General features: G+C 58.0%; 14 protein-coding genes. 3 read left to right on the top strand and 11 right to left on the bottom strand.

From position 1 onward, the window contains the following. Window positions 1-137: 137 nt before the first annotated feature. The 5 genes from IEX74_RS08260 to IEX74_RS08280 all read right to left on the bottom strand — a co-directional run bounded on the left by IEX74_RS08260 (window position 138) and on the right by IEX74_RS08280 (window position 12,203). Window positions 138-1,802, bottom strand: coding sequence for a glycoside hydrolase family 43 protein (locus IEX74_RS08260; RefSeq protein ID WP_188813035.1), 1,665 nt, complete (start codon window positions 1,800-1,802; stop codon window positions 138-140). 231 nt (window positions 1,803-2,033) lie between these two features. Further along, entirely contained in the window at window positions 2,034-4,931 is a 2,898-nt protein-coding gene (locus IEX74_RS08265; protein WP_188813037.1) for an exo-beta-1,4-galactosidase, read from the bottom strand. 19 nt (window positions 4,932-4,950) lie between these two features. After that, window positions 4,951-7,434, bottom strand: a complete 2,484-nt coding sequence (locus IEX74_RS08270; protein WP_188813039.1) for a beta-galactosidase — start codon at window positions 7,432-7,434, stop codon at window positions 4,951-4,953. A gap of 4 nt (window positions 7,435-7,438) precedes the next feature. After that, a complete protein-coding gene (locus IEX74_RS08275; protein ID WP_188813042.1) occupies window positions 7,439-10,795 on the bottom strand; it encodes a DUF5107 domain-containing protein in 3,357 nt (1,118 codons plus the stop codon). A gap of 37 nt (window positions 10,796-10,832) precedes the next feature. Continuing rightward, complete coding sequence (locus tag IEX74_RS08280; protein ID WP_188813044.1) at window positions 10,833-12,203, bottom strand: sugar porter family MFS transporter; 1,371 nt, start codon at window positions 12,201-12,203, stop codon at window positions 10,833-10,835. 229 nt (window positions 12,204-12,432) lie between these two features. On the opposite strand from IEX74_RS08280, the gene IEX74_RS08285 reads away from it, so the two are divergent. Then, window positions 12,433-13,302, top strand: coding sequence for an AraC family transcriptional regulator (locus tag IEX74_RS08285; protein WP_188813046.1), 870 nt, complete (start codon window positions 12,433-12,435; stop codon window positions 13,300-13,302). A 75-nt stretch (window positions 13,303-13,377) separates the two neighbouring features. Here the strand turns inward: IEX74_RS08285 and IEX74_RS08290 are convergent, their stop codons facing one another. The 3 genes from IEX74_RS08290 to IEX74_RS08300 all read right to left on the bottom strand — a co-directional run bounded on the left by IEX74_RS08290 (window position 13,378) and on the right by IEX74_RS08300 (window position 18,298). Beyond that, window positions 13,378-13,560: a hypothetical protein gene (locus IEX74_RS08290; RefSeq protein ID WP_188813048.1), complete on the bottom strand. Its 183-nt coding sequence runs from the start codon at window positions 13,558-13,560 to the stop codon at window positions 13,378-13,380. Window positions 13,561-13,721: 161 nt separating this feature from the next. Continuing rightward, the gene (locus tag IEX74_RS08295) at window positions 13,722-17,372 is read right to left on the bottom strand and encodes a M1 family aminopeptidase (RefSeq protein WP_188813050.1); all 3,651 of its coding nucleotides are present in this window, start codon (window positions 17,370-17,372) and stop codon (window positions 13,722-13,724) included. Then, a complete protein-coding gene (locus IEX74_RS08300; RefSeq protein WP_188813052.1) occupies window positions 17,369-18,298 on the bottom strand; it encodes an ABC transporter ATP-binding protein in 930 nt (309 codons plus the stop codon). The genes IEX74_RS08295 and IEX74_RS08300 overlap by 4 nt, the downstream gene beginning before the upstream one ends. Window positions 18,299-18,857: 559 nt before the next feature. On the opposite strand from IEX74_RS08300, the gene IEX74_RS08305 reads away from it, so the two are divergent. Together IEX74_RS08305 and IEX74_RS08310 are read left to right on the top strand one after the other, a co-directional pair. Further along, window positions 18,858-19,586, top strand: coding sequence for a sensor histidine kinase (locus IEX74_RS08305; protein WP_229755161.1), 729 nt, complete (start codon window positions 18,858-18,860; stop codon window positions 19,584-19,586). Further along, on the top strand, window positions 19,555-20,268 hold the full coding sequence (locus tag IEX74_RS08310) for a LytR/AlgR family response regulator transcription factor (RefSeq protein WP_188813057.1): 714 nt from the start codon (window positions 19,555-19,557) through the stop codon (window positions 20,266-20,268). The genes IEX74_RS08305 and IEX74_RS08310 overlap by 32 nt, the downstream gene beginning before the upstream one ends. Before the next feature lie 179 nt (window positions 20,269-20,447). Here IEX74_RS08310 and IEX74_RS08315 read toward each other — a convergent pair whose 3' ends face one another. The 3 genes from IEX74_RS08315 to IEX74_RS08325 all read right to left on the bottom strand — a co-directional run bounded on the left by IEX74_RS08315 (window position 20,448) and on the right by IEX74_RS08325 (window position 26,140). Next, window positions 20,448-22,868 (bottom strand): ABC transporter permease, encoded by a 2,421-nt coding sequence (locus tag IEX74_RS08315; protein WP_188813059.1) that lies wholly within the window; start codon window positions 22,866-22,868, stop codon window positions 20,448-20,450. A gap of 69 nt (window positions 22,869-22,937) precedes the next feature. Beyond that, the gene (locus IEX74_RS08320) at window positions 22,938-25,352 is read right to left on the bottom strand and encodes an ABC transporter permease (RefSeq protein ID WP_188813061.1); all 2,415 of its coding nucleotides are present in this window, start codon (window positions 25,350-25,352) and stop codon (window positions 22,938-22,940) included. Window positions 25,353-25,450: 98 nt separating this feature from the next. Continuing rightward, the gene (locus IEX74_RS08325; RefSeq protein WP_188813062.1) at window positions 25,451-26,140 is read right to left on the bottom strand and encodes an ABC transporter ATP-binding protein; all 690 of its coding nucleotides are present in this window, start codon (window positions 26,138-26,140) and stop codon (window positions 25,451-25,453) included. Between the last annotated feature and the right edge of the window lie 26 nt (window positions 26,141-26,166).

The raw sequence follows: 26,166 nt of genomic DNA on the forward strand, positions 1-26,166 counted from the left end.
CGTCACCAGCACGGCCCCATCGGGGCTGCTGATACGGATGGGCCGGGCCGCATGGGCTGCGACGAGCGGCAGCGCCAGCAGGCAAAGGAGTGGGAATAAGCGCATAAAGGGAGGGTGGGAGCGTAGCGGGCCGCGTATTATTTTTTGTACATCGGGTCGTGGCCTTCGTATTTCAGCCACTTAAAGGCAGCTGTGTTGGTGGTCGACTGCCCGGCCGAGGTGCCGTACATCCCATAGAGGCAGCCGATAAACCCACCCGCTACCTGTGTGCTCAGAAAACGCGCATCCACCTTGTCTTTCAGCAACGTATAGGTCTTGCCGTCCTCCGAAAAGCGGAAGCTGTAAGTGTCGCCGTCAGCATTAATGCGCAGCTGCACCTTGCCGGCTGCCGCTTTCAAAGGCGCTTTGGCTACTAGCTCCGGGTTCTTGGCCTCGGCCGTGCTCTTGAACAGCTGCACGACGGGCTTGCCCTTGTCTACCGACTTGCAGAGGTAGTAGAAGTGCTTCTCGTCCTGGAACACCACTAGGCCAGCCGTTTCATTGGCCGCTTTCGGGGCGAACGTCAGCTCTGTTTCGGCGCTGCCGTACAGGTGCTGCTGGCGCTTGCCGATGAAGGCCGGGTTGCCCAGCTCGGCACAGGTTTCCGGCTTCAGCTTCAGGGTGAGACCTTTGGCCTTGCTCAGTGAGAAATTGGTGCTATCGACCGTGCGCAAAAACAGCAGCGCGGGGTCCAGCTGCTTTTCAAAAGTGAGCGTGTAGCTGAAGTTGCCGCTCTGCGGCAGGGCGCCGGGCTGCTTCACCTCGGGGAAGTTGGCTTTGTAGGCGTACTGCACCCCGTTAGGGCCAGGCACTGTTACAGGCCACTCGTCCTTCCACTCCACGGGCACGATAAACGTCTCGCGGCCCGTATTGTAGTAGTTGCCCTCGTAAGGCCGCACGGCCAGGAAAATGGCGTAGGTCTTGCCATCCGGGCCTTCCACAAACTGCGCGTGGCCGGCCGAGGTGATGGGGTCTTTGCGGTCCTTCGGCAGTTCGCGCTGCGAGAGGATAGGGTTTTTCTCGTAGGGCACAAACGGACCTAGGGGTGCCTTGCTGCGGAAGACCACCTCCGTGTGGTTCACCGACGTGCCACCCTCGGCCGCGTAGAGGTAGTACCAGTCGCCCCGCTTCATCAGGTGCGGGCCCTCAATCCAGACCGGCTTTTTGCTCAGGTCTACTCCCCCGTTCACTACAATTTTAGCTTCGCCCACGGTTTGCAGCGTCTGCGGGTTCAGCTCGATGATCTTGATGGAGCGGTGCCCGTCGTACAATGGGGTGCCGGGCGGGTCGCTGTTGTAGATGACATAAGCCTTGTTGCCTTCAAAGTACAGCGAGGGGTCGATGCCGCGCACCTCGGGCAAGAAAGTCGGGTCGCTCCACGGGCCGGCGGGGTTTTTAGCCGTCACCACGAAATTACCCTTGTGGTCGATGAGCGTGCAGGTGACGTAGTAGGTGCCATTGTGATACTCAATGGCGGGGGCGAATAAGCCGCGCGTCATCCGGTCGCCCAGAAAGTTCATCTGCGAAGGTCGGCTGATGACGTTGCCCACCTGCTTCCAGTTCTTGAGGTCTCGGCTGTGCATCACGGGGATGCCGGGAAAGTAGGAAAACGTGGAATTTACCAGGTAGTAATCCGGCCCCACCTTTACAATGCTAGGGTCTGGGTAAAAGCCAGTAAGGATGGGGTTAACTAACTCAATCGATTGTGCAGACAAAACGGCGTTTCGCAGCAGTAAGATTGTCAAGAGGAGAAATACTCTCATGCGCGGCAGTATGTTGTTGGGTGGCTGTAAGGGTTTATAATTCTGAAGGAGGTTGTCGGTAATATTACAAGCTTATTTAAGCAGCTATACGTCGTAAGTGTCACCTGCGGTAGGAACTTCCACCCTGATGAACTTCACCGGGAGCACTCATACCTAGGTAGTGTATTAAGACTACATCACGGCAGAAACTTGGCGCTTTTCGGGTGCCAAGCTACCAAGTACATTTGAGTATTATTTGCGTTGCGGTTTTAGCTCGTCGGGGCTGCCTTTGGTGAAGGTGCTGAACTGCTCACGCGAGGGCGTTTCGAACAAGTCTTTTACTACGCTCAAGTCAACGGCAGTTACCGGGTTGAAGCGTGCCGACTGCGCGTAGCGCAGCAAGCTGTAGTAAAGCTGCCGGGCCGCCGGGCGCTGCGCGTTGTCCGCGGGAGCTAGGTTGGCACTAGAGACGAGCAGGCGGCCGGGGCCAACCCTAGCTTCTAGGATCAAGGCTAGGCGGCGGTTCAAAAACCAGGTGTCAATGGGCTGCACAATGGGGCGGAAGCCCGCTGGAAAATCTTCCAAGTGCATCACCTGGGCCTGGTTGACGATTTCCCACCACTGCAAGTCGCTGTGCGCCTCCGTGGGGAAGTCTGCCAGGGCAGGGTGCGTCGGATCTGCCACGAAGCCAGTGACATGCGGCGGGCGCATCTTAAACCATGACGTGTTCCAGAACACGGGCGTGAAGCTCATGGCTACCTCTTTGCCCTTCACCACCTGACCAGCGGCATTGAGCAGCACCCGGCCACCCTTCGCCAGCACTTGCTGCGCTTTCGCATCGAGGCGGGTACAGTAGTACACCTCGCTTTTAGGCAGCGTCGGCAGCTGAGCGGGGTACACCCAGAAGTTCCAATCATTGGCAATGGCGCTACCGGGCACGGCAATTTCCAGCGTCAGTTGGGTTGCTTTGGTGATGCTGGCCAGCGGCAAACGCACGGTACTTAGGAGAGTGTTGGTCCCTGTGGGTATGGCCGTCGGTGCAAACTGACCCTGGGCTACCAGGGAGCCATTCGCCGTTTTAACGGTCCAGGTGAGGGTAGTTTGCGGTAGGGCTTGGGGGCCGTAGTGGTAAAGTTCGGCGGCAGCCTCGAACGTTTCGTCGTTGGTAAACACGAACTTAGGCAAGCGGGCCAGTGGCACCGTCGGCTGGCAGAAGCGCCGGTACTGCGCCGCCGTCACGTAGTCCTTCTCCCGGAAAAATGGGTTAAGCACGCCGACCAGCGCGGTGCCCTGGCCCGGAAAATCCTGCAAGCCTAGCAGTTGAAACCCCGCCAAGCCAGGGGTGCGCAAGGTCGCTTCGATTTCATTCTTGTAGCACAGCAGCTGCAATTTGCCCGAGGCCTGCAAAAAGGCTTCGGCTTGGTCGGCCATGCCGTGGTCGGCCAGGTCCTCGCGGAACAGCTCCAGGTTGCGGGCCTTATAGACGCCCGTGTACTGATCAATTTCCTTGAAATCGGGGAACACGCACCACTGGCCCATTTCGTGCGTCACGTAGGGCATCGGAAACTTCTCAATGGCGGCGCGATAGTCGAAGGTGCTGTTGGGCCGTTCCTTCGCCCAGGGCAATCCGCGCGCCCCGGATTTAATCATGTATTCGTTTTCGGGCACGAGGGGCCAACTCATGGCCACGGACGCACCCGTATAGACGCGCCGCGAATCGCGCGTTTGCCAAAACTTGACGAAATCGGCTAGGTACTTGGCTTGGTTGCGTCCCGCCGGCTCGTTGCCCGCCGACAGCATGCAGTACGAAGCATGATTGCCGTAGGCCGCCGCCATGCGCGTGGTTTCGTCGTAGATAAATTGGTCGATAGGGCGGCCGTCGCCGAGGGAGGTGCCGTGATTGGGCCAGCTAGGTCCTTCCGGCTGAAGATAGAAGCCAAGCTGGTCGGCTGCGGTGAAGGCTGCCTCGGGTGGGCACCAAGAGTGGAAGCGGATGTGATTGAAGCCGTAGTTTTTCAGTACGGTCAGCACGCGCGTCCAAGCGGGCACGTCCATGGCCGGGTAGCCTGTCAGGGGGAACTCGCCGTTGTGCAGGTCGCCGCGCAGAAAAACGGGCCGGCCGTTCACTACCAGGCGGTTGCCCACCGCCTTGATTTCGCGCATCCCGAACGAAACCTGCTGCTCATCGGCCGCGCCTTTTCTGGGCCGGAGCGTGGCGGTAAGCCGGTAAAGGGCCGGATGAAATTCATCCCACAATTGCGCCGCTTCGCCCATCGGCAACGTGAGTTCCACTAGGCTTTCGCCAGGTTTGGCGACGAAATCGGCCTGGATCGGAGTTACTTGGTGCGCCGTTGTGGTGTTATACGCTTGCGCGGCTAGCTGCACGGTGCCCGTTAGCGACTTGGCGGTGGTGTTCTTGACGAAAAGCTTGACCCGCGCCGCGTGGTGGGCTAGGTCGGGGTACACCTGCACGCTTTGCAAAAAGACCGGCGGCCCTGCTTGTAGCTCCAAGCGGCCAATCAGCCCGTTCCAGTTGCCTTGAATGTGGTCGGATACGCTGTGCGAGTCGGGACCTACGTTCAAGGTTTCCAGGCGGTTATCAACGCGCACTGTGAGCGTATGCGAGCCGGGTGACAAAAGGCCAGTTAGCTCGTATTGGTGCGGGGCCAACAGCGACACCTGCTGGCCTACCTCGGCGTTGTCGACCCACACGCGGGTGGCGTAGTGGGCTCGCTCCAGGTACAGGAGTAGCCGCCGGCCGCGCCAGGCGGCGGGCACTTCAATTGTTTTCTGGTACCAGGCCGGTCCTACGTAGTACGTGTTAGGCGTCAGCCAAAAGGGAATCTTGAAGTTATCGGGCTGCCGGTACTTGGCCAGGCGCGGATTGTAAAACCAGGAGCTGTCGTAGATGGTGGCCGTCCACTTCGTCTGCAACGATACCGGGTCGCCCAGGCCATTCTCGGCCAGGGAGCCAGGCAGGCGCACGGTTTGGGGCAGGGTGGTGGCAAACCAGTGGGCCGTAATTCCTGTGTCCTGCGGGTCGAGGCGGCAGCGCCACTCACCGGCCAGCGGCAGCGCGTCGGCGGCCCACAACGGTCCTGCTAAAAAGCTGAACCAGAGGAAAAAACTAAGTTTGGTAAGTAGGCGCATGGGTGGGAGGGTAGTAAAGCTACTTGGTGGTTTGCACCGTGAGACGGTAGCGCGGAATGGCTTCTACGCTGCGTAATTCACTCACCTGATCGTTGGTTGAAAAGCTAGGTCGGCGCCCGTCTTCCAGGTAAATGGGCGCATCCTTTCGCAGGGGCAGAATGCTCACCCGCAAGGACTTGCCTAGGTTATCGGCTACCAGATTGCGGTAGCTGACGCGCCACGGGGCTCCATTGTAAAAGTCATCATTGAGCAGCCTTTCGCCAGTCGTGAGCCGGATAGCGTCGCCGGCGTACGTGAAGCGCAGGATGATGTCGTCCAGCCCCTTGAGCTTGGTGCCGGCTAGCGCCAGCCGCCACTGGGCCGCCTGCTCGTAGGTGGTGTCGTTAGGTTCCACGGCGCCTTTGGCCGGACCACCGAAGCGGATGGGCGGCACCGTGCCAGCAGCCTTTACCAGTGTTGCTTTGGCCCCGACCGTGCGGCTCGGCACACTCGCTGAGTAGGTCTGGAATACGCCCTCAAGCGCGCCTTTTTGCAGCACTACACTACCCTTGGGTGCCGTGGCAAGGGCGGGAAATACGCTAAATTGAAAGGTAGGCTGGCCCTCGGCTTGCAGCTGAATCTGGTTGCCGTCGAAGTAGATTTCCTGGGGCGTTAGTACTAGATGCTCCGCGCCGTAGAGGGTCGTTTTCCACGTCTGACGGGCCTGCTCCTCGCTGAGCACCAGCACGCGCACGGCTGGTCCGGTGCGGGGCTGCACCGTGCAAGCTAGGTTGGTGCCCGGCTGAATATTCATCACTCGCACCTGCCCACCAGCCGCCGCAACGGGGCCGGTCGGGGTGCTTACGGTTTGCACGCTGGCGGCATCAAATACCAGCTCAGCCGGGATGCCGGGCTGCGCGAAGAAGACGTAGTACGGCTCGGCACCCACTTGCAGCTTCGTAAACAACTGGGCCGTGGCGTATTTCAACTTAGCCCCGCCCATTTCTAAGTTGAAGGGCCAGATGAAGTAGCTGCCCGCCGGTACTGTAATGGGGTTTTGTGGGAAAGTGAGCGTTTCGCCGGGCAGCCGCACTTCAAATTGGGTTGCTGGCCGGGCGGGCGTTGGGTAGTTGCGCACGTAGTTGTTCAGAAACAAAAAGCCGCTGGTGCCTTGCGTGCGCACGGCCCAGCGCGGCACCGTCAGGTCGCTGGCACTGGTGGGCTGCTCAGCGGGCGCCCGCGGCACCATCGGCGCTAGTAAGTTGCCGAAGTCGTTGAGGAAATAATGCACGAGCTTAAGCTGGGCAAAAAGCGGGCTTTCGGCTCCGGTTTCACCTAGCGGCGCCTGGAAGTCGTAGCCAATGCGGGGCAGATCGTTCCAGCTACCTGTGCGGGTCGACTCTTGCAGCCACGAGCGTTTCCCCTGCGGGTTACGGCCGCCGTGAAACATGTAGTAGCCGTACAAATTCACCCCTGAGCCGAGCTGCACGGGCAGCATAGCAGCCACATCGGGGGGCGTGAGCAGGGGCCGGCGCCGGTACATAACCGGAATGCCGCCGCCGAACTCGGCCCCCAAAAAGGGATAATGCGCCAGCTGCGCAGGCGCGTTGCGCACGGCCGTTTCGCCACCCTGAATACCTAGGTTGCCGCCCTCCCGACTTTTGAAGCGAAAGTTGTAGACCTCTACCGGCGGCATCTTGGTCGGGCCGCGGCCCCAGGGCTCGTCGGGGTAGCCGCCGAACACGGGGATTACCTCCTGCTCGGGGTAGCGGGCGCCTTGCCAGCCCGTTACGGTATAAAAGGGCACGTCGAAGCCCTCGGCCAACGCCATTTTCTTGAGCTCGGCGATGTGCACGGCTCCTTGGCTCGCTTTGCCGCGGTTGTATTCGTTTTCGAGCTGGATGCCGATAATAGGGCCGCCTTCTTTCCACAGCAAGCCCTGGGTTTGTTGGCGGAGCTGGTGCCAGTAGGGGCGCACGGCGGCAAGATACGCGGGGTCGTTGCTGCGTAAGGCGCTGGCTGGTAGTTGCTTTACCAGCCAGTCGGGGAAGCCGCCGTTGCGCAGCTCGGCGTGGTTCCAGGGGCCGATGCGGGCCACTACGTACAAGCCATGTTTGGCGCAGAGCTGCACGAAATAGCGAAAATCCCGGTCGCCGCGAAAGTTGAATTTACCCTGCTCTTCCTCGTGAAAAATCCAGAACAGGTAAGACGCCACAATCTGCACGCCGCCTGCTTTCATCTTGAGTAGTTGTTCTTCCCAACGGGCTTTAGGGAAGCGCGCGAAGTGAAACTCGCCCATGACCGGCAGCCAAGGCTGGCCGTCACGGGTTAAATATTGGCTGTTCGCACCCAGGGTGTGGCCGGTCGGCGACGTAGCGGTGCCTAGGCGTAGGTAGCCGGTTTCGGGCGGCGGGGCGGGCGTGGTAGCATCCACCACCAGCGGCGCCGCGGGCACTTGGGCGTAGCTTGCCCCCGTGCTACCAACCAAGGCTATGAAGGCAAGTATCAGCGAGCGTAGTTGCATAGCATCAGGCAGAAAGAAGCGAAGAAACCGGCCTCCGCAGCAAGTTCAGGTGCGTTTGAGCGCCTGTGTGCCGGCTATCTTGCTGCAACACACCTTCTAAAGCAGCTTCGGCTTGGGGCAATTGAGCTAAACCTAGGTAGCCCAGGCCCATGAGGTAGCGACAGTGCAGGGCATTGCGGCGGCTGAGGTCGTCCTCGAAGATGAGTAGATCGGGCAGCGATACGGCAAAGTAGTCGAGCTTGACCGCATCGTGCAAGTGCTGCTGGCCGTAGTGCAGTAGCCGGGTGAAAATGGCGTGCGCTTGCTCCTCATCCCCCAGTTTAGCCCAGGCTAGGCCCTGATAGAAGATCTGATCAGGTTGCGGGTCATTATAGAAGAGGGCGGCAGTTGGTTCGCTGTTGCCAGCAGTAGCTTGCTGCCACGCCGCCCGTGCTGCGGCAGGTTGATTTAGGGCCTCGTAGGCGCAGCCAAGCCAGTAGTGCACTTCGTTTTCAGGAGCACCAGGCAACTTGCCTTCGCCTAGGTTGTGCGGGTAGCTAGGTGCCAGCGCCTGCGTGAGGTGGGCTACCGCTTCAGCGGGTCGGTTTGCGCGCAACGCGGCCTTAGCCAGTTCAGTCAGGCTCCGCAGATACTCGCCGGCTACCTTGCCTTCACCTCCTTCCCAGGGGTGAAACTGCCGGGCCATCAGCAGCGCGTAGCCCTGGGCCGGCTGATCGAGCTGGTTGTAGAGGGCCGCGCGTTCCAGGAACAGGTCGTCGCGCATTTCTGCTACCGGCAAGTGCGCTTCCAGTAGGGCTAGCTGCGTGGCCGGCGAGTAGTTCAGGCGCCGGTAAAGCTGGGCAAGCTCCATGAGTACGCGCGCATCGGTGGGGGCTAGCGCAAAGGCTTTTTCAAAGCATTCCAACGCTTTTTCGGGCTCTTGGCGCTTGTTGAAGTAGGCAATACCTAGGTTGCGCAGCGCCGTCGGGAAGGTGGGGTCGCGGGTCGTGGCTAGCTCCCAGGCGGTAATGGCCTCGTCGTACTGCCGCTTGTCGTACCACAGGTTGCCAAGCAAATAAGGCGCGTGCGCGTCAGTTGGATTGAGGTCGGTAGCTAGTTGCAAGGCCGCAATGTCTTCGAGCCGGTTGGGGAAGAAGGGGGCTAGGGGAGTGGCAGCTCCCTGCTGCGCGTAGGCTAGGGCCTGGGCCGGTTCGCCCGCCTGCTGGCGGAAGTAGGCTAGGTGATAGGCTACTAAAGGGTCGGGAGCAGCATGGTGCAAAGCTAGGGTCAACAATTCCCTGGCCTCGGCGTAGCGTCCCATGGCGCCGTAGTCAAGCGCATATTCGAGGTAATTGTGGGCGTCACCGCGAGCTAGGGTCAGCAGCTGAGCTAGGCTGGCATCAGCGGCGGCTGGCTGGTCGAGGGCACGGTAAGCGAGAGCCTGTTCGAACAAGGCACCTAGGTTGAAGCCGTCACGGCGCAGGGCTTCGGCGCAAGTGGTCAAGGCTTCGGTAGGGCGGCCAAGCAAGCGCTGGGCCGCGGCCTTGACTACGTAGGCCTTGCTGCTGCGGGCATTGCGGTCTAAGGCCCAGCCGATGTGCTCCAAGGCTAGGCTATACTGCCCGCGTACTAGGTCAATTTGCGCGACGGCGAAGTAAGCGGCGCCCTGCCAAGCGCTGCTCCAGGTGGCTTTGAAAAAAGCGTTGTACGCTTCATTCACTCGGTTTTGATGCTTCAAGCTCAGACCTAGGTTGTAGTACGGCTCGCTGTCGTATGGATTTGGGTTGCGCTGGGTGAGAGTCGCAATGGCCTGCCGGAAATACGGCTCACTCTTGGCAAATTGGCCCCGGCGCAAATACCAAGCACCCAACGCGTTGTTGTTGCGCGCATCCTGCGGGTCGCGGCGCAGGGCCTCCTCGTAGTAGGGTACAGGGCTGTAGGTGGCATGGCGGTACTGCTCCAGGTGCTGTCCCGTAAGAAACAGTTGCTCAGGGTTTTCTACTGCCTGCGGTTCCAGGGCCGGCTTGGCGGGTAGCGGTACCTCGTTTTGCCGGTTGTCGGCGGGAGCGTAGCGCAGCAATTCGCCGCCCTGAGCATCTTGAATCAGCAGTAGCCAGTCCTGCTCGGTGGTGTCATGGGGCAGGCTCACATGCTGGGCAAAACCCTGCTCGGGAGCTAGGTCCTGAGTTTCATCGAGTACCGACTGGCCCGCTACCAGCAGCTGCACCCGGCAGCGAGGTTGGGCGGAAGTCACGTACACTTTCACGTCGGCCGCGTTGTCATCAACTGCTTCCACGTTCACCAGCACGTCTTTGGTGGCGTTTTTCACCACGCCGAGTGCCTGGTAGGGCAGGAAATACTGCGTGAACGACTTCTCCTCGTAGGGCATCAGCCAACTGAAATCGGGCTGATTATCGGTGAACATGCCCGTCATCAATTCGATGTAGGGGCCGTCTTCGTCGGTCAGATTTCGGTCCCAGGCGCGGCCGAAGTCGCCGTGGCCCCAGGTCCATTGCTTCTTGCCCGGCGACACGTGGTGGTTGGCCACGTGCAGCAGCCCGGCCTGCGTGTCGTGCTCGTAGCCGCCCACAAAATCGTAGTCCGAATTGATAGCCATGTAGGACGTAGGCACCGGGATATTCTTGTAGCGCGAAATGTCGGTGCCCGGCGCGTAATCGACCTTATAGTAGGTGCCCGTGGCAATGGGAAACGTGGAAACGTCGCGCTTACCGTGGTCGAACACGGCATTGACGTCGGGCGGAAAAACCGACTGGTAGTCATCGTTGACGCGTACGGCCGGGTTGGCCCACCACAAAAACGTCTGGGGTAGCGAAGTACGATTATAGAGCTGCGCCTTTATTTCGAGGTAGGCGCGGTCCGGGTGCAGCGTGAAGCCCGTCAGCCCTTTGGTGCGAAACATGCGCTCCACCTCGTTCACCCACACCGTGGCGCTGCCGTCGGCGTGTTCTTCCAGCCGAAAATCAACCGGCTCGAACGTGCTGGGGCGATGGTGCTGCGGCCAGTTGAACTCGATGCCACCCGAAATCCAGGGACCTGTGAGGCCCACCAGCGCCGGCTTAACCACTTGGTTGTAGTACACGAAGTGACGTTGCTTGAGCTTGTCGTAGGCCATCTGCACGCGCCCACCTAGCTCCGGCAGGATCATGATCTTCAGATACTTGTTTTCCAGAAATAAGCCCGCATAGTCGCGGTCCTGCTTCTCGTCGTAGATCTTGTCGATGACCGGGTGCGGGTACACCGCGCCGCTGCTGCCCTGGTACACCCGCTTCTCGAAGAACATCGGGTTTTTGTCGGGTTCACCTACGCCGTAGGTGGGAATAGTCACCGTTTCTTGCCACACGGATACCGCCGAAGTGCGCATAGTCGTTCGTCTCTAGCTTGTTGGCTGTCTGAAAAATCTAATGCCGGGCGAAGGTGTCTTCTAGCTGCTCCAGCGTCTGGCCTTTGGTTTCCTTTACCCTGGCGCGCACAAAGAAGAAGCCCAGCAGGCAAATGCCCGCGTACAGGTAAAAGGGTCCGTAGGTGCCAATGGCTTGAGCCAGAATGGGAAACGTGAACACCAGTACGAAGTAAGCTCCCCACAGGGCCACCGTAGCCACCGACGAGGCCACGCCCCGGATGCGGGTCGGAAAAATCTCGGAAATCACTACCCAGGTCACCGGAGCCAACGACAGCCCGTAGGTACCGATAGCCGCCAGCACGACCGCCGACACCAGGCCTAACGCGGCGTGCGTCTGAAGCAAAAAAGCCAGTACCAAGTACAGCACGGCTAACCCTAGCGCGCCAAACAACAACAGCGGCCGTCGCCCCAGCCGGTCGACCAGCACCATGGCCACCAGCGTAAAAGCTAGGTTGACTACGCCAATGCCGATGGTTTCGAGCAGCTGCCGGTTCAGGTCGGCACCCACCGCGGCGAAGATGGTGGAGGTATAGTTGAACACCACGTTGATGCCGCAAAACTGTTGAAATACCGCCAGCGCCACGCCTACTACCACCGCCGGCCGCACGTCGGAGCCCAGCACCTCCCGAAACCGGGCCTGTGTTTCCTTGCCTGTTGTTGAGGAAGCTAGGCTTGTCAACGTAGCCGTCGCGAAAGCCTCGTTACCGATTTTGCGCAACACCACTCGGGCCCGATCCAGCTGACCTACCTGTGCCAGCCAGCGTGGACTTTCGGGCAGCCACAACACGCCCAGCAGAAACAAAACCGCGGGCACTGCTCCCAGTCCAAACATCCAGCGCCAAGCACCAGGGCCTTGATCGGCCAGGAAGTAATTGACTAGGTTCGTCACCAGAATGCCGATGACGATGGTTAATTGGTTGATAGCCACGTTGCGGCCCCGCACGCCGGCCGGCGAAATCTCGGCGATGTAAAGCGGGCTCAGCATGGAAGCCATTCCCACCCCTAAGCCAGCGGCGAAGCGCGCGACCACAAACAGCCCGAGCCCCGGCGCAAGCGCCATTCCCAGCGACGACACGGCAAAAATACCCGCCGCCAGTAGCAGGCCCGGCCGCCGGCCGTAGCGGTCGGCTAGCTGGCCCGCCACCAAGCAGCCTGCCATGCAGCCCAGCGCCAGCGAGCCGGTGAGAAAGCCTTCCCACCAGGCCGTGAGCGCAAACTGCTGGCGCAAAAAGGGGAGAGCCCCGGAAATTACGGCAAAATCGAACCCAAACAGATAGCCCCCTAGGGCAGCAATGAAGGCAATACCGACGATGTAAGTTGAATGAAAGGCAACGGCCGCCGCAGCAGGCGCAGGTACGTGGGAGGACATGGGTGCGGGTGGGAATGGGAACAGCCGGGAGAGCAGGTAAGCGAACTTCCTGCTCTCCCGGCTGAAGAACAAAAGCGGAGGCCAGCCACTGCTCGCCGCTACAAACCGCAGCCAGCCGCCAACACCCGCTGTTGACAAATATTAGCGCCGCATACCCGTATAGAAATAGCTTTTCCGACGAAAAGATGGACGATACAGCTGTCTGAACAACTCGTTACCTTTAACGGCAATGAAAGACGGATTTCAGGGTCAGCGTAGCTACCGCTTACCGGTGCCCTTACTACAGGAAGCGGCTAATCATCCGTTGTGCCAAGGGCTCTACCTTACTGATATTGGCTTTTACCCCGTTGCTAAAGCACACAGGCGCAGCCGCCGTTCGGGTAGCACCCAGTACATTCTGCTTTACTGCGTGCAGGGCAGCGGTTGGTACCAGCTGAACCACGAGGCGAAGTGCGCTCTGCACACCAATCAGTGGGTGATTCTGCCGGCACAGGTACCCCACAAGTACGCTGCTGATGAGACTACTCCCTGGACTATTTACTGGTTACACTTCACGGGTAGTCAGGCCACTGACTTGTACGCTTATCTACAGGGCAATGCACCTGCCTGTCCGGCCACTGTTCTGCCTACCGAGGAGCGTTTTCAATTGTTTGAAACTATTTTTTTGCAGCTTACCCTCTCCGCTACCTTGGCTGGCGTCGTTCAGGCTAGCGCCCGCCTCACGCATTTTCTACTGACACTGCTACCCGCCGCCGATCCGTTTGCCCGGCCCACTACTGCGGGCAGCGTTGCGCAATCCATTCAATTCATGCGCGAGCACCTAGCCGGTAGCTTCAGCGTGCAGGAGTTAGCCGCGCAGGCCGGTCTATCAGCCTCACACTACTCGGCGATGTTTCGGGCGCAGGTAGGACGTCCGCCCATCGTCTTCTTCAACTTCCTGAAGGTGCAAGCGGCCTGTCAGCAGCTCACTTACAGCAACCTGCGCATCAAAGAAATAGCTGCTCAGCTAGGTTTCGAAGATGTGTATTATTTCTCCCGGGTGTTTACGAAGGTGATGGGATTGTCGCCCCGACAGTTTCGTCAAGCTGACCGGGGTTAAGTTGAGTGGAACAGTTCTTCTCTGATGGTAGCGTCGTAGCCCGAAAGAGACTAACCGTTTTCGTTGAGCAAACGGTCAGTTTATTGCAGGACCAGATAATTCGTAGCTTCCTGCTTGCACAAGCCGGTGCGTGAGTAGGTTGACCCCAAACGGCAGCTCCTGGTGTACGTACTCGCGCTGCGGCAAGTACACCAGAAAGATGGAGCCCTGATCGAGTTGGCTGCGCACCTCAATGTGGCCCCCGGCGTTTTCGATCATGCGCGCTTGACTATGAGACCCATGCTGGAGCCTCCCACGTGCGTGTGCAGCCGCTAAAACAGGGCAAAGAGCCACTGTACCCTTACGACCGACCTAGGTCTGGGCCATTATCCTGCGCCGTCTGCGGATATCTAACTTCTTGTGCGAATCCCACGAGCAGATCACCAGCCTGCTGGTGACGCAGTATACTGCGGATTTCGCCGGTTCACCACTTGGTAATTATCCTCCGCCTTCCAATCAATCAATAATTGGCGGGGATCAACACCGACGGTAGCAGGTTGGTCAGGTACCGTTAACACGATGGTCTGCTGGCCGGATCTGATCAGGTGCTTTTGCCGGTAGAGCGGCTTGCCAACCTCCTTTCCCATTTCGCCGGGAGCGAAGACACCGATTTCTACCCACTCCTTCATCGGGAGTTTGGTCTCAGTGCCGACGCTATCCACAACCAGCTTGCTGGCTTGCAGGGTAAGCGTTACCTGCCAGTTGCCTCCCTTGAATTGTTTGGCGGTAGCGTCTTGCGTGACCAGCTCCCAAAAGGTGTTAGCTTCGAACAGGTCGTGCAACAGCGGTTGGAGTGAGTCGGGCGTTACCGTTTGCAGCTCCCGGTAAAGGTCCAGCGAAGTGGGCCGGGGAAGCGTGCCTGGGCGGTGGTTCGCCAGCAAGTTTCGGAGCGCTCCGTTTACCCGGTCCCGACCCACATACTGGCTTAGCGCGTACAGCGCCAGAGGTCCTTTGCGGTAGTTTTGGTACCAGTCGTCGGCCTGGAGCAGGGGCTTGGCGGCGCGGGTGCGCGGGGTTTCGTTCTCTTCCCGCAGAAAATCCAGGAGCCGCTGGAGGTGCTCAGGGCCGTAGTTGTCCTCCAGCACGCCCATGGCCGAGTACCACGCCAGGCTTTCGGTAATCAGGCTGGCGCCCTCTACATAGGCTTGTTTGAGCTGGTTGCCCCACCACTGGTGCGCTACCTCGTGCGCCACCACGGCCGTCACCAGATCAAAGCCCCGCTTAGCAGCCTTCGGATTCAGGAGGAAAAAGCCTTCCTCCGCCGTAATGTCGATGGGCGCGGCGTGGTGGCCGAAGCCGTACCCGGCATGCGCCACAAAGCGAAGCTGCCGGTGCGGGTAAGGCCCAAACTGATGGGTGTAGTAGTCCAGCGAAGCCTGCGCGCTCCGGACCATTCGCGCCGGGTTCTCCGTCAACCCCCAGGGAGAGAAAATCTGGATGGCAACCTCCTGCGCCGAGCTGGCCGACGAGTTGCGCCACTTCCCTTCCTGCAACGCGTAGCTCGCCGAAAAAAAGGAATATTCATTGCGAATGGGCGCTTCCGTGACGTAATGGAAGTAACGGCGACCACCCTTAATCCAGCTTCGGCGCAACGTGCCCGGCGCCACCACCTGTTGACCGGCATCCGTCCCTACGATGGCCTCGAAGCGGATCTGTTCGGCAAATGGAGCATACCGCCGCGCCGCTACGTCGTAGAGCGAGGCCGTGGCGGCCCGGGGAGCTAGGCTATATAGTTTGCGGGCGCCGGCTTCATCCAGTTCCCGGTAGGGCTGGTACCCGATGACGGGCAGCCACTCCATACTCCGAAAGCTAGTGCCATTTTTCAGCACCTGCATGTCGGCTCCGCTGTTGGAAAAGCCCTTCGCTCTGTAGGTTACCTGAAAGCGCAGGCGCAACGAATCACCGGGGGGTATGGGCTTCGATAGCGCGTAGATGCGGTGACCTAGCTCCTCGTCCACAAGCACTTTCTTGAATGGCTGGTCAAAACGCACAGTGGTGGTTTCCACGCCCGCGCCCGTCCCCAGATGAATCAAGTCAATGGGGCCTTGACTAGTGTTCACCAGCACGTACGTGCCTTGTATGTCGACTGCTCGCCGTTGGGGGTATATTTCCACCTCTAGGTTTACGCCGGTCAGCAGGGGCTGGGGCACATGCTGGTATTGGCGGTAACGCTGCTCATAGGCGGCCCGCTGCGCCATGCTGGCGGAGGCGCTGGTGTAGTTGTGCAGCACATTGGTGTTGTAGAAAATAAACCCGCCGGCCACTGCAATGGCTCCCGTTGCCGCTGCCGCCATCCAAGCCAAAGAGCCCGTGAAGCGCCCACGAGCCAGTTGAAGCCTTGTGGCAATGCTGCTTTCCCGGCTCCGCACCCAAAACAGCACCGCCACCACCGCCAGCAACAGCGCCCAAGCTGCCCAGTAGCCTTTAAACCACAGCCAAGGCGTCAGTGTTGGTCCAAAGCCGGCCATGTCGGTGTACGTCCAGGGCGGACTGGCACCGAAGATCAGCAGTTTGTGCTCAATACCTAGGATGGGCGCGAAGGCGATAAGTCCATAGGCCAGCAGCGCCACCAGATGCCCCACAAACTTCTGATTCACTAATACGTGTACGACGAGGGCCAGCAGGGCAAAGAGCAGGCACTCGGCCAATTGCAGCCCGAACAACACCGGTACGTACAGCCCGATGGCAGACCTAGGTTCGCCCAAGGCCGCTTGCGCCACCATGCCGGCCGTCATCAGAAAGCCCAGAAACACCACCAGCACCAGAGACAGCGCCAGAAACCGGCTCAGAAAAAGCACCCATCCCGGCACCGGCGCCGCGTTGGCAATTTCGCTCAGACCGGTTTCCCGCTCCCGCCACACCAGCTCCCCGGCGTAGAAAATGGTGAGCAGGGCGATAATAATCCAGAATCTCTCCGGCTGGGCAAGTGGTGCGGTCAGATAATCCAGAACAAAATCGGTGCGGGGCAGTAGGGGCACGCCCCGGCCCTTCAGGTTGCCGGGTACGGTCAGCCCCACCAGCAGGGCCAGAATAGCCAGGAGCGGAAGACCAGCTTTGCTTTTGGCAAGCGGCAGAAAGGCTTGCCAAGTGATGTGATATAACTGGCGCAGCTGCGTGGTCCAGCCATATGTTCCCCGGACCTGCGGCAGGGCGCCGCCGGCTCCCCAATTCAGGTTCTGCCAGGCTGCTACCTCTGATTGTGGCGGGGTGGCTGTTTTCTTCGTTTGCCCGGCTTCGGGTAACACCAACTGAAACCGGATATAAGTAAACGCCAGTAGACCTAGCGAGATGCCGAGCCACAGGAGGCGGTTAGTGAGAAAAAGGCCCTCCAGCAGCAGCAAGCGCGTATTTTTTTCTAGTGGGCTCCACTGATTGGACAGAAGGTCTAGGATAGGGCCAAAGCTCATTGGATCGGCCAGATTGCCCCACCGCCCTGCCTCCGGCAGCACCGGCCAGATCAGGTAGGCTACCGCGAACAAGGCTGCTCCGGTCAGGTAACTTGCCAGAACTCGGCGGCTAAGCGCCGCCACCGAGAATTGAATGGCCGTGGCAACGAAGGCATTGGGCAACGCAATAAAGCAAAAGGTAGTCAGGTAAGCCGCTACTCGGAATGGGCCTAGAAGCTCGGCCTCTATCCCGGCACCGTGCATGGCCAGCAGCAGGCCCGCCGGAATGGCGAGCAGAATGAGCACACTGAGGGCGAAAGCGGCCAGAAACCGCCCGCCCAGGTAGGCTGCTTTGCTGGCGGGGGCCGTGTAGGTGAGCAAGTGCATGCGCGTCTGCGCATCGCGGGCTGCGGCATCGCCCGCCACGGATGCACCGATCAGCAGCCACTTCACGCTACAGATAGCCGTGACGGCCGCCATGACGCTGGGCGCATTGAGTAAAAAATACCCGTCGCGCGCATCGGAGGCATAATTGGCAACGACAATCAAAAAAGCAAGGATCAGGATAACCGCGAAGTAGAGCCAGGTAGAGGCTTGGCGGAGCTGGTACCGAAATTCCAGCGCAAAAATTCGTTGGAACTTCATAACCCTATCAGCTCCGCTTTTGCCTGTTCACGGGCCGGGCCGAAGCAGCCCGTCATGGCACTGAAATAAACATCCTCCAAATCCGGCTCTGCCGGTTCAAACCCGTTGCCGGGCCTGTCCGGGCCGTACACGTGCACCAGGATGCGGCCACTGAGCAGTTTGGCCGAAATGATCTGGTGCTCCTGCTCCAGCGCGGGCAGGGCTTGTTTATCGGTCAGCTTGCGCCAGATTAGCCCTTTCAGTGCAGCTACGGCCTCCAGCGGCGAAGCCTCCAGCAGAATCTGCCCCTGATTGATGATGGCCATGTTGGTGCACAACTCCGCCACATCCGCCACGATGTGCGTGGAGAGGATGACGACGCTGTTTTCGCCCAACTCGCTGAGCAGGTTGAGAAAACGCACCCGCTCGGCGGGATCTAGGCCGGCCGTGGGTTCGTCCACTATGAGCAACTGAGGGCTACCCAGCAAGGCCACAGCCACGCCAAAGCGCTGCCGCATACCCCCTGAAAAGCCGCCCAGCTTCTGCTTGCGCTTGTCCCAGAGGTTGGTTTGATTGAGTAAGGCTTCAGTTGTTTCCTTCCGCACGGCCCGGTTGGTGATGCCTTTCAGCACCGCGAAGTAGTCGAGCAGCTCTTCCGCACTGGCTTTAGGGTACACGCCAAACTCCTGGGGCAGGTAGCCCAGCGTCTGACGTACTGCCTCCTTTTGGTTCACCACGTCGATGTCTCCCAGAAATAGTTGCCCTTCGTCGGGCTCCTGTAGGGTGGCCAGCGTGCGCATGAGGGTTGATTTACCCGCGCCGTTCGGGCCTAGCAGCCCATACATACCCGGCGGAATATCTAGTGAGACATTATGCAACGCCTGCACGCCGTTCGCATAGGTTTTGGATACGTTGCGGATGGTCAGGCCGCGCGGGTGCTTTTCCATTTTATCTGAATTTGCTTCGGTAAATCTTTCGAATCAGGGACGTAAAGCCCCTTGTCTGATGCTTGCTTTCTCTGTTTCAGGACGAAGCAATAGGTGCCGACTCGGAATGCGAAAACCGATATGCTGATGCAGTAAAGCAATCTGCCAAGCAGGGCTTTGCTTCCGCCAAAGCCCTGGCGGGCTCCTTTTCACCGATCGTAGATCAGGATGCGCATCTGGTCGAGGGTGGTGTGCTAGGCAGGTCCGGAAAAGCCACCTTTGTGCTATGGACCGCGTCAAAAAAATCTTCCGGCTGATTCACCTATTCGTGTGGGTCTTGTTCACCTTATTGGTCGGCTTCCAACTTAGGAGTGAAACTGATGCCCTCTGGCGTACCACCACCACGGGGTTTATAGCGACCTGTCTGTATGTTTTTTACAGTCATTTCTATCTATTAACTCAGTATACGAGTCAGAGAAAAGGCAGAGGCTACTGGCTCCGGCTGGCAGGAATCGTGTTGACTGGGCCGGTTCCTTTTTTGCTTTTTCACCAGAAACCGTTTGATTTTGGGTACTATTTCATGCACCTGTTCACGGTATTTATCTTTCTGTTTCTGAGCTGGCTGGCCCGGGTTACCGAGAATCTGGTGCTCAATACCATCAAGAAAGAACAACTGGAGAAGCAAGCCGTGGAGGCCGAACTCCACTACCTGAAGTCGCAGATCAACCCGCACTTCCTGTTCAACACGCTCAACAACATCCACACGCTGGTGTACAAACAAGCTCCCGCCGCCCCGGAGGCCGTTACGCACCTAGCTTCGTTGATGCGCTACATGATCTATGAGTCCAATGCCGCCACCGTGCCACTGACCCGAGAGATGGACTATGTGCGGGATTACGTGAGTTTGCAGCAGCTGCGCTACAAGCAAAGCCCGGTGGTCGACCTGCAGATAGCAGGCCAGACAGCATCCTACTCCATTGCTCCCTTGCTGTTCATTCACCTGCTGGAAAACGCCTACAAACACAGCCCCGCTCGGCTGGCGCCCGGCGATCTGAAGGTACGGGTGGAGCTAAAAGACGATAACCTAGCTTTTCGCGTGCAGAATCCCATCGGGAAAAACGCGGCTCATCCGCCGGAAGAGCCCGGTGGCATCGGGTTGCCCAATGTCCGGAAAAGGCTGGCTTTGTTGTATCCTAACCAGCACACGCTGGTCATTCAGAACACGGGCGAAACCTTTACGATTACGCTTACCATTTACGGCCTTCATTCACCGGCTCATGAAAGAAAAGCTCACCTGCACAATCATTGAGGACGAGTATCTGGCCCAGGAAATCCTGGAAGAATACATCCGGAAAGTTTCTTTCCTAGAGTTGAAAGGGTCCTACATGAGTCCTTTGGAAGCCGCTTCTCATCTGAGGGAAGACAAGCCCGACCTGCTGTTTCTGGACATAAACCTGCCGGATCTGGATGGGCTAAGTTTCATCCCGATGCTGAGCCCCAAACCCATGATTATCCTGACTACTGCCTATGATCAGTATGCACTGAAGGCGTATGACTTGGAGGTGAAGGACTACCTGTTAAAACCCTTTACGTTTGAGCGGTTTTACAAAGGCGTTTTGCGCCTGTACCAGGAACAGCGGCCCCGCCCTACCTTGGAAAAGCAGGAAGAAAAAGCGGAGCCGGAGTACTTTTTTCTGAAGGTGGGCCACCGCATCCAGAAAGTAGCTACCCGCGATATTCTCTTTGTGGAGGGGATGAAAGACTATTTACGAATTCATACCACGGAAGAGAAGCTTATGACCTTATTGAGCTTTGCCAAACTAGAAGCGCTGCTGCCCACCCAGAATTTTGTTCGCGTGCATCGGTCCTTTCTGGTTGCGCTTGATAAAATTGACCACATCGAGAAAAACCGAATTCAGATTGCTGATCAAATCATCCCGATCAGTGATACCTATGCCGAGGCTTTTTATAAAATGCTGAGGGGGTTTTAGTAGGGTGAGTTTGTACTGGATTTTTGGTCTGCCCTTCAACAACTCCTGCCAGAATGAGCGGATTAAGGCTAATTAGGCAGTGTCTGAATCGCACTTTGATAGATTAGCTCACACTTTGTTTTGCTCTTATTGAGAGAGTATTCAGCGTTTAAATCCGTATAGCTATCAAAATAGCGTTGTTAATTAACCCGTAGGTTTTTGATAGGGTTAGAGGCCGCAGCCCGCACGGCTTGTGCACTAACTGTTATGAGCGCAATCAGGACTGCGACTACGCCAACCAGCGCAAATACCCACCAACTGAGACTGACGCGGTAGGCAAAATCTTGCAGCCATCGGTGCATGGCCCACCACGCCAGCGGCCACGCCACCACATTGGCGATTATCACCAGCTTGAGAAAGTCCTTGGAGAGCAGCGAGACAATGTTGGGGATGGAAGCACCCAACACCTTGCGGATACCGATTTCCTTGGTACGCTGTTCGGCCGTGAACGTGGCCAGCCCAAACAAGCCCAGGCAGGCCACCAAAACCGTGAGCCCCGCGAAGAGGTACAGGATGCGACCTAGCCTCCGTTCGGCCTCGTAAGTTTGCATAAAGCGCTCGTCCAGAAAAGAATAGGAAAAAGAATCTTCCGCCGAAAACTTGTTCCACTGCTCTTTTAGGGAAGTAACCAGGTTGGCCAGATCTGCGCCCTTGGCTTTCACAATCACGGCGCCGGCAGTGGTGCTGAGTGTCATGATCAACGGGGAGATGGGCTCGTGCAAGGACTTGAAGTGAAAGTCTTTGACCACACCAATAACGTGGTAGGTGACCTTGCGGCCTTGGTTATCGGAACTCGATAGGGTGTGACCTAGGTCGTTTTTGTTCCACCCGAAAGTCTTCGCAGCTGTCTCGTTCAAGATTACGGCCGTGGAGTCGGTGGAATAACGCCTGGAGAAGTTGCGGCCCACGGCCACTTGGATACCTAGGGTCGGAATGTATTGCGGGTCAACCTCGTAGCGGAGTACTTTCAACAGTTGCGTGGGGTTGTCGTCGGTGGAGAGCAGGAAGTTGTTGGAATAACTCGGGCCAGCGGGGAGGTAGCCGGAGGTGCTCACGCTCACCACCCGCGGGTCTTGCAGGAGCTGCTGCCGAAACGTTTCGGCGTGTTTGCCCAGCAACCACGCTTCCGGGAGCACCAGCACGTGGTCTTTGTCGTACCCTAGCTTTTTATTCTGAATGTACTCAAGCTGCTGGTACACTACCAAAGTACAGACCATCAGGATAATAGAGATGCAAAACTGAAACACAACCAAGCCGCTCCGCAATCCTAAGCTGCCCTTACCTGAGGTAAACTTGCCCTTGAGCACGGCTACGGGCTGGAAGGAGGACAGGAAAAAAGCCGGGTAGCTGCCCGCCAAAAGGCCCACCAGCACCCCGAAAAGTGCGAGGCTCGGCAGCAGCCACCAGGTAGCCAGCAAATCGAAGGTAAGTTGCTTCTGGGCTAGGTCGTTGAAGACGGGCAAGGCCATCGTGACCAATACCACGGCCAGCAAAAGGGCCACGAGGGTCAGCAGGATAGATTCGAGCAGAAACTGCCCCACCAACTGCCCCTGCAACGACCCTAGCACCTTCCGCACGCCCACCTCGCGCGCCCGCTTGGAAGCGCCCGCCGTAGAAAGATTCATAAAGTTAATGCAGGCAATCAGCAGCATAAACACGGCAATGGAGCCGAGAATGTACACGTAGCGCACATCGCCGCCAGCCTCCAGGTTGCCGGTGAAATCGGAGCGCAGGTGAATGTCCGTCAGGGGTTGCAGGTACAGACCTAGGTCGTTGCCTTTTTGCCGAAACTGCGTGAAGCTCATGCCCAAGGCTTGGTGCAGCTGCGGCCCTAGGTACTTCTCCACCACCTGGGGCAGCTTGGCTTCCAGCACCTTATAGTCGTAACCAGCCGGTAGCACCAGGTAGGTGAAGTAGTTGGAGGTCATCCACGAGGAGGACTTGGCATCGGGCATACTGGAAAGCGACGCGAAAACGTCGAAGTGGAAGTGCGAGTTGGCGGGCACCTTATCAAACACGCCGGTCACTTTGCAGGAGTGATTCCACTCCTTGAAGGTCAGTACCTTACCGACGGGGTTAGCGGCGCCGAAGTACTTCTGCGCCATTGCTTTCGACAAGACCACGGTATACGGCTGAACCAGGGCGGTTTTGGGGTCGCCCTGGAGCAAGGGAATGGTAAAAACCTGGAAGAAGTTGGAATCAACCATTGCCACCTTGCCCTCCTTGAACGACTTATCGCCGTAGCTGATCCGGGGGGTGCCGCTCTCCTGAATGCGAGTAGCCGCCTGCACCTCGGGGTACTCCGTTTGCAGGGTTTGCGCCACGGGCGGCATCACATTCGCCTCCTTTATTTTCTGCCCCTGTATTGACCCGCGAAACACGACCCGCACGATGTGGTCGGCCTTTTCATTGTAGCGGTCATAGCTCAGCTCGTTCTGCACGAACAGCATGATCATCAGGCAGGTAGCCATGCCAATAGCTAGCCCAAGAATATTGATAGCCGAAAAAGCTTTGTTGCGCCACAGGTTGCGCAGCGCGATTTTGAGATAGTTCTGGAGCATGGCAGGAGCGGCTGGAAAGGATTGGGCAGATCAATAAGGCATTGCGTAAAAGCTAGCTTTGCTTGCCGGTTACTCGGCTCGTAGGTTCTGGATGGGGTTGGTGGTAGCCGCCTTAATAGCCTGGTAGCTGATCGTCAGGAAGGCTACTGCCACCGCAGCCAGCCCGGCCGCCAGGAATACCCACAGCGGGAAATTGATGCGGTACGCAAAGTCTTCCAGCCATTTGCGCATCACCACCCAGGCCACCGGAAAGGCAATAAGGGCCGCCACCAGTACCAGCTTCAGGAATTCTTTCGACAGCAGCGCCACGATGGTAGATGTGTTGGCACCCAGTACTTTGCGAATACCAATTTCTTTTTTCCGGCGCTCGGCGGCGTAGGTAGCTAGCCCAAACAGACCTAGGCAGCCCACAAAAACCGCCACGGCCGTGAACACCCAAAGCAGCGACTTGAGCTTGTCTTCGGCCTGGTACATCTGGGTGAAATTGTCGTCCAGGAACTTGTATTCGATAGGATAATCAGGGGAGAATTTGCGCCATACTTCCTTCACGCCACTGATGGCGCTACCTAGGTTTTCGCCCTTCAGCTTGACGGCTACTTTCCAGTAGTCGGCCGGGTTGATGTGCAGCACGGCGGGCTCCACCCGGTCGTACAGGCTCTTGTAGTGGAAGTCTTTCACCACCCCAATGACTTGGCCCTTCTTGACGGAATCTGCGGTTACGTTCCACACAAGCGTTTGTCCCAGAGCCTGTTCTGGCGTGCCGAAGCCTAGCTCCTGGGCCGCCGTTTGGTTGATAATAAAGGCGTGGTCTTTATCGGTGGTCAGCTCTTTCGAGAAGTTGCGGCCCACTAGCAACTGCAACCCGAGCGTCTGGAGGTAATCATAATCCACCATCAGGTGCGTGACGGAATACAGCTTTTGCTCGCCTTTGGTAGGAACCTGAATCTGGTCGCCGGCCACGGCATCGCCCGGAAAGCCGTAGCCGATGGACGCCGAAGCAACACCGGGCGTTTGGAGCAGCTCGCTCTTGAAAGACTCGTAGCTCTTTTTCATGTTTTCGCCGCGCATCGGGAAAAACATGATCTGCTCGCGGTTGAAACCTAGGTCTTTGTTGTGCAAGTAATCCACTTGCAGAAAGACAACAATAGCACTGACGATCAGGAAGATCGACAACGAGAATTGCACCACGATCAGCCCGTGGCGCAGCCATTGCACCCGGCCAAACATCCCGTCGCTCGCCACGGAGCGCTTCAATACCTTGATGGGCTGAAACCCCGACAGCACCAGAGCCGGGTAAAAACCCGCCATCAGCCCAACTACCACCGTCAGAATCACTAACAGCAAGAGGATAACGGGTTGAGCGAGAAGGTTGAACGACATGTCCTTGCCCGTAAACTCGTTGAGCGTGGGTAGCACCAGAGAGGTAAGCACCGCGGCAACGAGCACGCTGACGAACGTCAGGAGGACCGTCTCTATCAGGAATTGCAGCATCAATTGCTGCTGGCTGGCCCCGATTGTTTTGCGGATGCCTACTTCCTTGGCGCGTTGCATCGACTTTGCCGTGGCTAGGTTCACGAAGTTGAAGCAGGCAATGAGCAGCACGAAAGCGGCAATGAGGCTGAGCGCTTTCACGTAGGTGATGTTGCCGCGCACGGCCAAGTCGTATTTGAAGCTAGCCGAGTGTAAGTGGATGTCGGTGAGGCGTTGCAGAAACGGAACGAAGGTGATGGGGTCCTTTTTGTCGAGGTTCCTGACTTTCTGCACGATGTAGTCTTGCAGCTTGGCTTGGGTTTGCTGGGCATCCGTGCCTGGCTTCAGCTTCACGTAGGTATAAAACTGTTGCCAGCCCCAGCTTTTCATGCGCTCGGCTGGTATTTCGGCGGCAGCCAGCGGCAGCACATAGTTGATTTTGAGGTGGAATTTAGACAAGCTGTTGCGCAGCACTCCTTTCACGATGAAAGTTGTCTTGCTGACTTTCAGCTCTCTTCCTACCGGGTCTTGGCCGCCGAAGAGCGTTTTGGCGGCGTCTTCCGCCAGCACAATAGACCGGGTTCCGGCCAAAGCTTCCTTAGCGGAGCCGTACTTGAAGGGCAGCGGGAAGACATCGAAAAAGGTGGAATCCGCAATCAGCCCGTTCTCCAAATAGATCTTCTTCTCCCCGACCTCCAGCAAACTGATCGACGAGTTCATCAGGATGCGCGTGGTTTGCTCCACCTCGGGAAACTCCTGCTTCAGGGTAGTGGCAAACATGGGCGGAACTACCGCGAAGGCCTCAAGTGCCTCATTCTTCGTGTATTCTGTGTACACCCGATACACTTGGTTGCCTTCCGGAACCGACTTGTCGTACTGCAACTCATCAAACACAAACAGCCCGATTAGCAGGCACGCCGTGAGACCTAGGGCCAAGCCGACAATGTTCAGAAACGAAAAGCCCTTGTGGCGGACGAGGCTGCGGTAGGCAACTTTTAGGTAGTTCTTAAACATAACGGCAGCGGTTTATCAGTGCGAGGTGTAGGGGGAAGTTGACGCTCCGACCTAGCTAGACCTAGGTGCTGAGTAGGTAGGTGCAGCGGCAATAAGATTCAGGCAGTGAACTGCTTATGCACGTTCTCCATCACCACCTCGCCGTCGAGCAGGCGAATGACGCGGTGGGCATAGCGGGCGTCGTGCTCGGAGTGCGTGACCATGATGATGGTGGTGCCTGCTTCGTTTAGCTCCGTGAGCAGCTCCATTACCTCGTTGCCGTTGCTGGAGTCGAGGTTGCCGGTGGGTTCGTCGGCCAAGATTAAGCGGGGCGAGTTAATCACAGCCCGAGCCACGGCCACGCGCTGCTGCTGGCCGCCCGAGAGCTGCTGCGGAAAGTGGTTGCGGCGGTGCATGATCTGCATCTTTTCCAGCACCTTATCTACTTTCTCCTTGCGCTCGGCCGCGCTTACCCCTAGGTAGATCAAAGGCAGCTCCACGTTTTCCACCACCGTCAGCTCGTCGATCAGGTTGAAGCTCTGGAAAACGAAACCTAGGTTTCGCTTGCGCAGATCGGCCCGCTTGCGTTCGGTGTAGTGAGCTATTTCGGTGCCGGCAAATTTGAGGCTGCCGCCGTCAGGCTCATCCAGCAAACCAATGATATTCAGCAAGGTAGACTTGCCGCACCCCGACGGTCCCATGATGGCCACGAACTCGCCCTCGTTCACGGTAAGGGATACTTTGTTCAAGGCTTTAGTCTCGACCTCTTCCGTGCGGTACACTTTTTCCAGGTTTTCAATCTTGATCATGATGCGGGGAGTTGGACTGGTTGGTT

It is taken from the genome of Hymenobacter cavernae (assembly GCF_014641455.1).
Classification (GTDB): Bacteria; Bacteroidota; Bacteroidia; order Cytophagales; family Hymenobacteraceae; genus Hymenobacter; species Hymenobacter cavernae.

Bases quoted from the DNA above. Each gene is read 5' to 3' on its own strand.
- IEX74_RS08260 (WP_188813035.1), bottom strand. From the start codon at position 1,802: ATGAGAGTATTTCTCCTCTTGACAATCTTACTGCTGCGAAACGCCGTT.
- IEX74_RS08265 (WP_188813037.1), bottom strand. From the start codon at position 4,931: ATGCGCCTACTTACCAAACTTAGTTTTTTCCTCTGGTTCAGCTTTTTA.
- IEX74_RS08270 (WP_188813039.1), bottom strand. From the start codon at position 7,434: ATGCAACTACGCTCGCTGATACTTGCCTTCATAGCCTTGGTTGGTAGC.
- IEX74_RS08275 (WP_188813042.1), bottom strand. From the start codon at position 10,795: ATGCGCACTTCGGCGGTATCCGTGTGGCAAGAAACGGTGACTATTCCC.
- IEX74_RS08280 (WP_188813044.1), bottom strand. From the start codon at position 12,203: ATGTCCTCCCACGTACCTGCGCCTGCTGCGGCGGCCGTTGCCTTTCAT.
- IEX74_RS08285 (WP_188813046.1), top strand. From the start codon at position 12,433: ATGAAAGACGGATTTCAGGGTCAGCGTAGCTACCGCTTACCGGTGCCC.
- IEX74_RS08290 (WP_188813048.1), bottom strand. From the start codon at position 13,560: ATGATCGAAAACGCCGGGGGCCACATTGAGGTGCGCAGCCAACTCGAT.
- IEX74_RS08295 (WP_188813050.1), bottom strand. From the start codon at position 17,372: ATGAAGTTCCAACGAATTTTTGCGCTGGAATTTCGGTACCAGCTCCGC.
- IEX74_RS08300 (WP_188813052.1), bottom strand. From the start codon at position 18,298: ATGGAAAAGCACCCGCGCGGCCTGACCATCCGCAACGTATCCAAAACC.
- IEX74_RS08305 (WP_229755161.1), top strand. From the start codon at position 18,858: ATGCACCTGTTCACGGTATTTATCTTTCTGTTTCTGAGCTGGCTGGCC.
- IEX74_RS08310 (WP_188813057.1), top strand. From the start codon at position 19,555: ATGAAAGAAAAGCTCACCTGCACAATCATTGAGGACGAGTATCTGGCC.
- IEX74_RS08315 (WP_188813059.1), bottom strand. From the start codon at position 22,868: ATGCTCCAGAACTATCTCAAAATCGCGCTGCGCAACCTGTGGCGCAAC.
- IEX74_RS08320 (WP_188813061.1), bottom strand. From the start codon at position 25,352: ATGTTTAAGAACTACCTAAAAGTTGCCTACCGCAGCCTCGTCCGCCAC.
- IEX74_RS08325 (WP_188813062.1), bottom strand. From the start codon at position 26,140: ATGATCAAGATTGAAAACCTGGAAAAAGTGTACCGCACGGAAGAGGTC.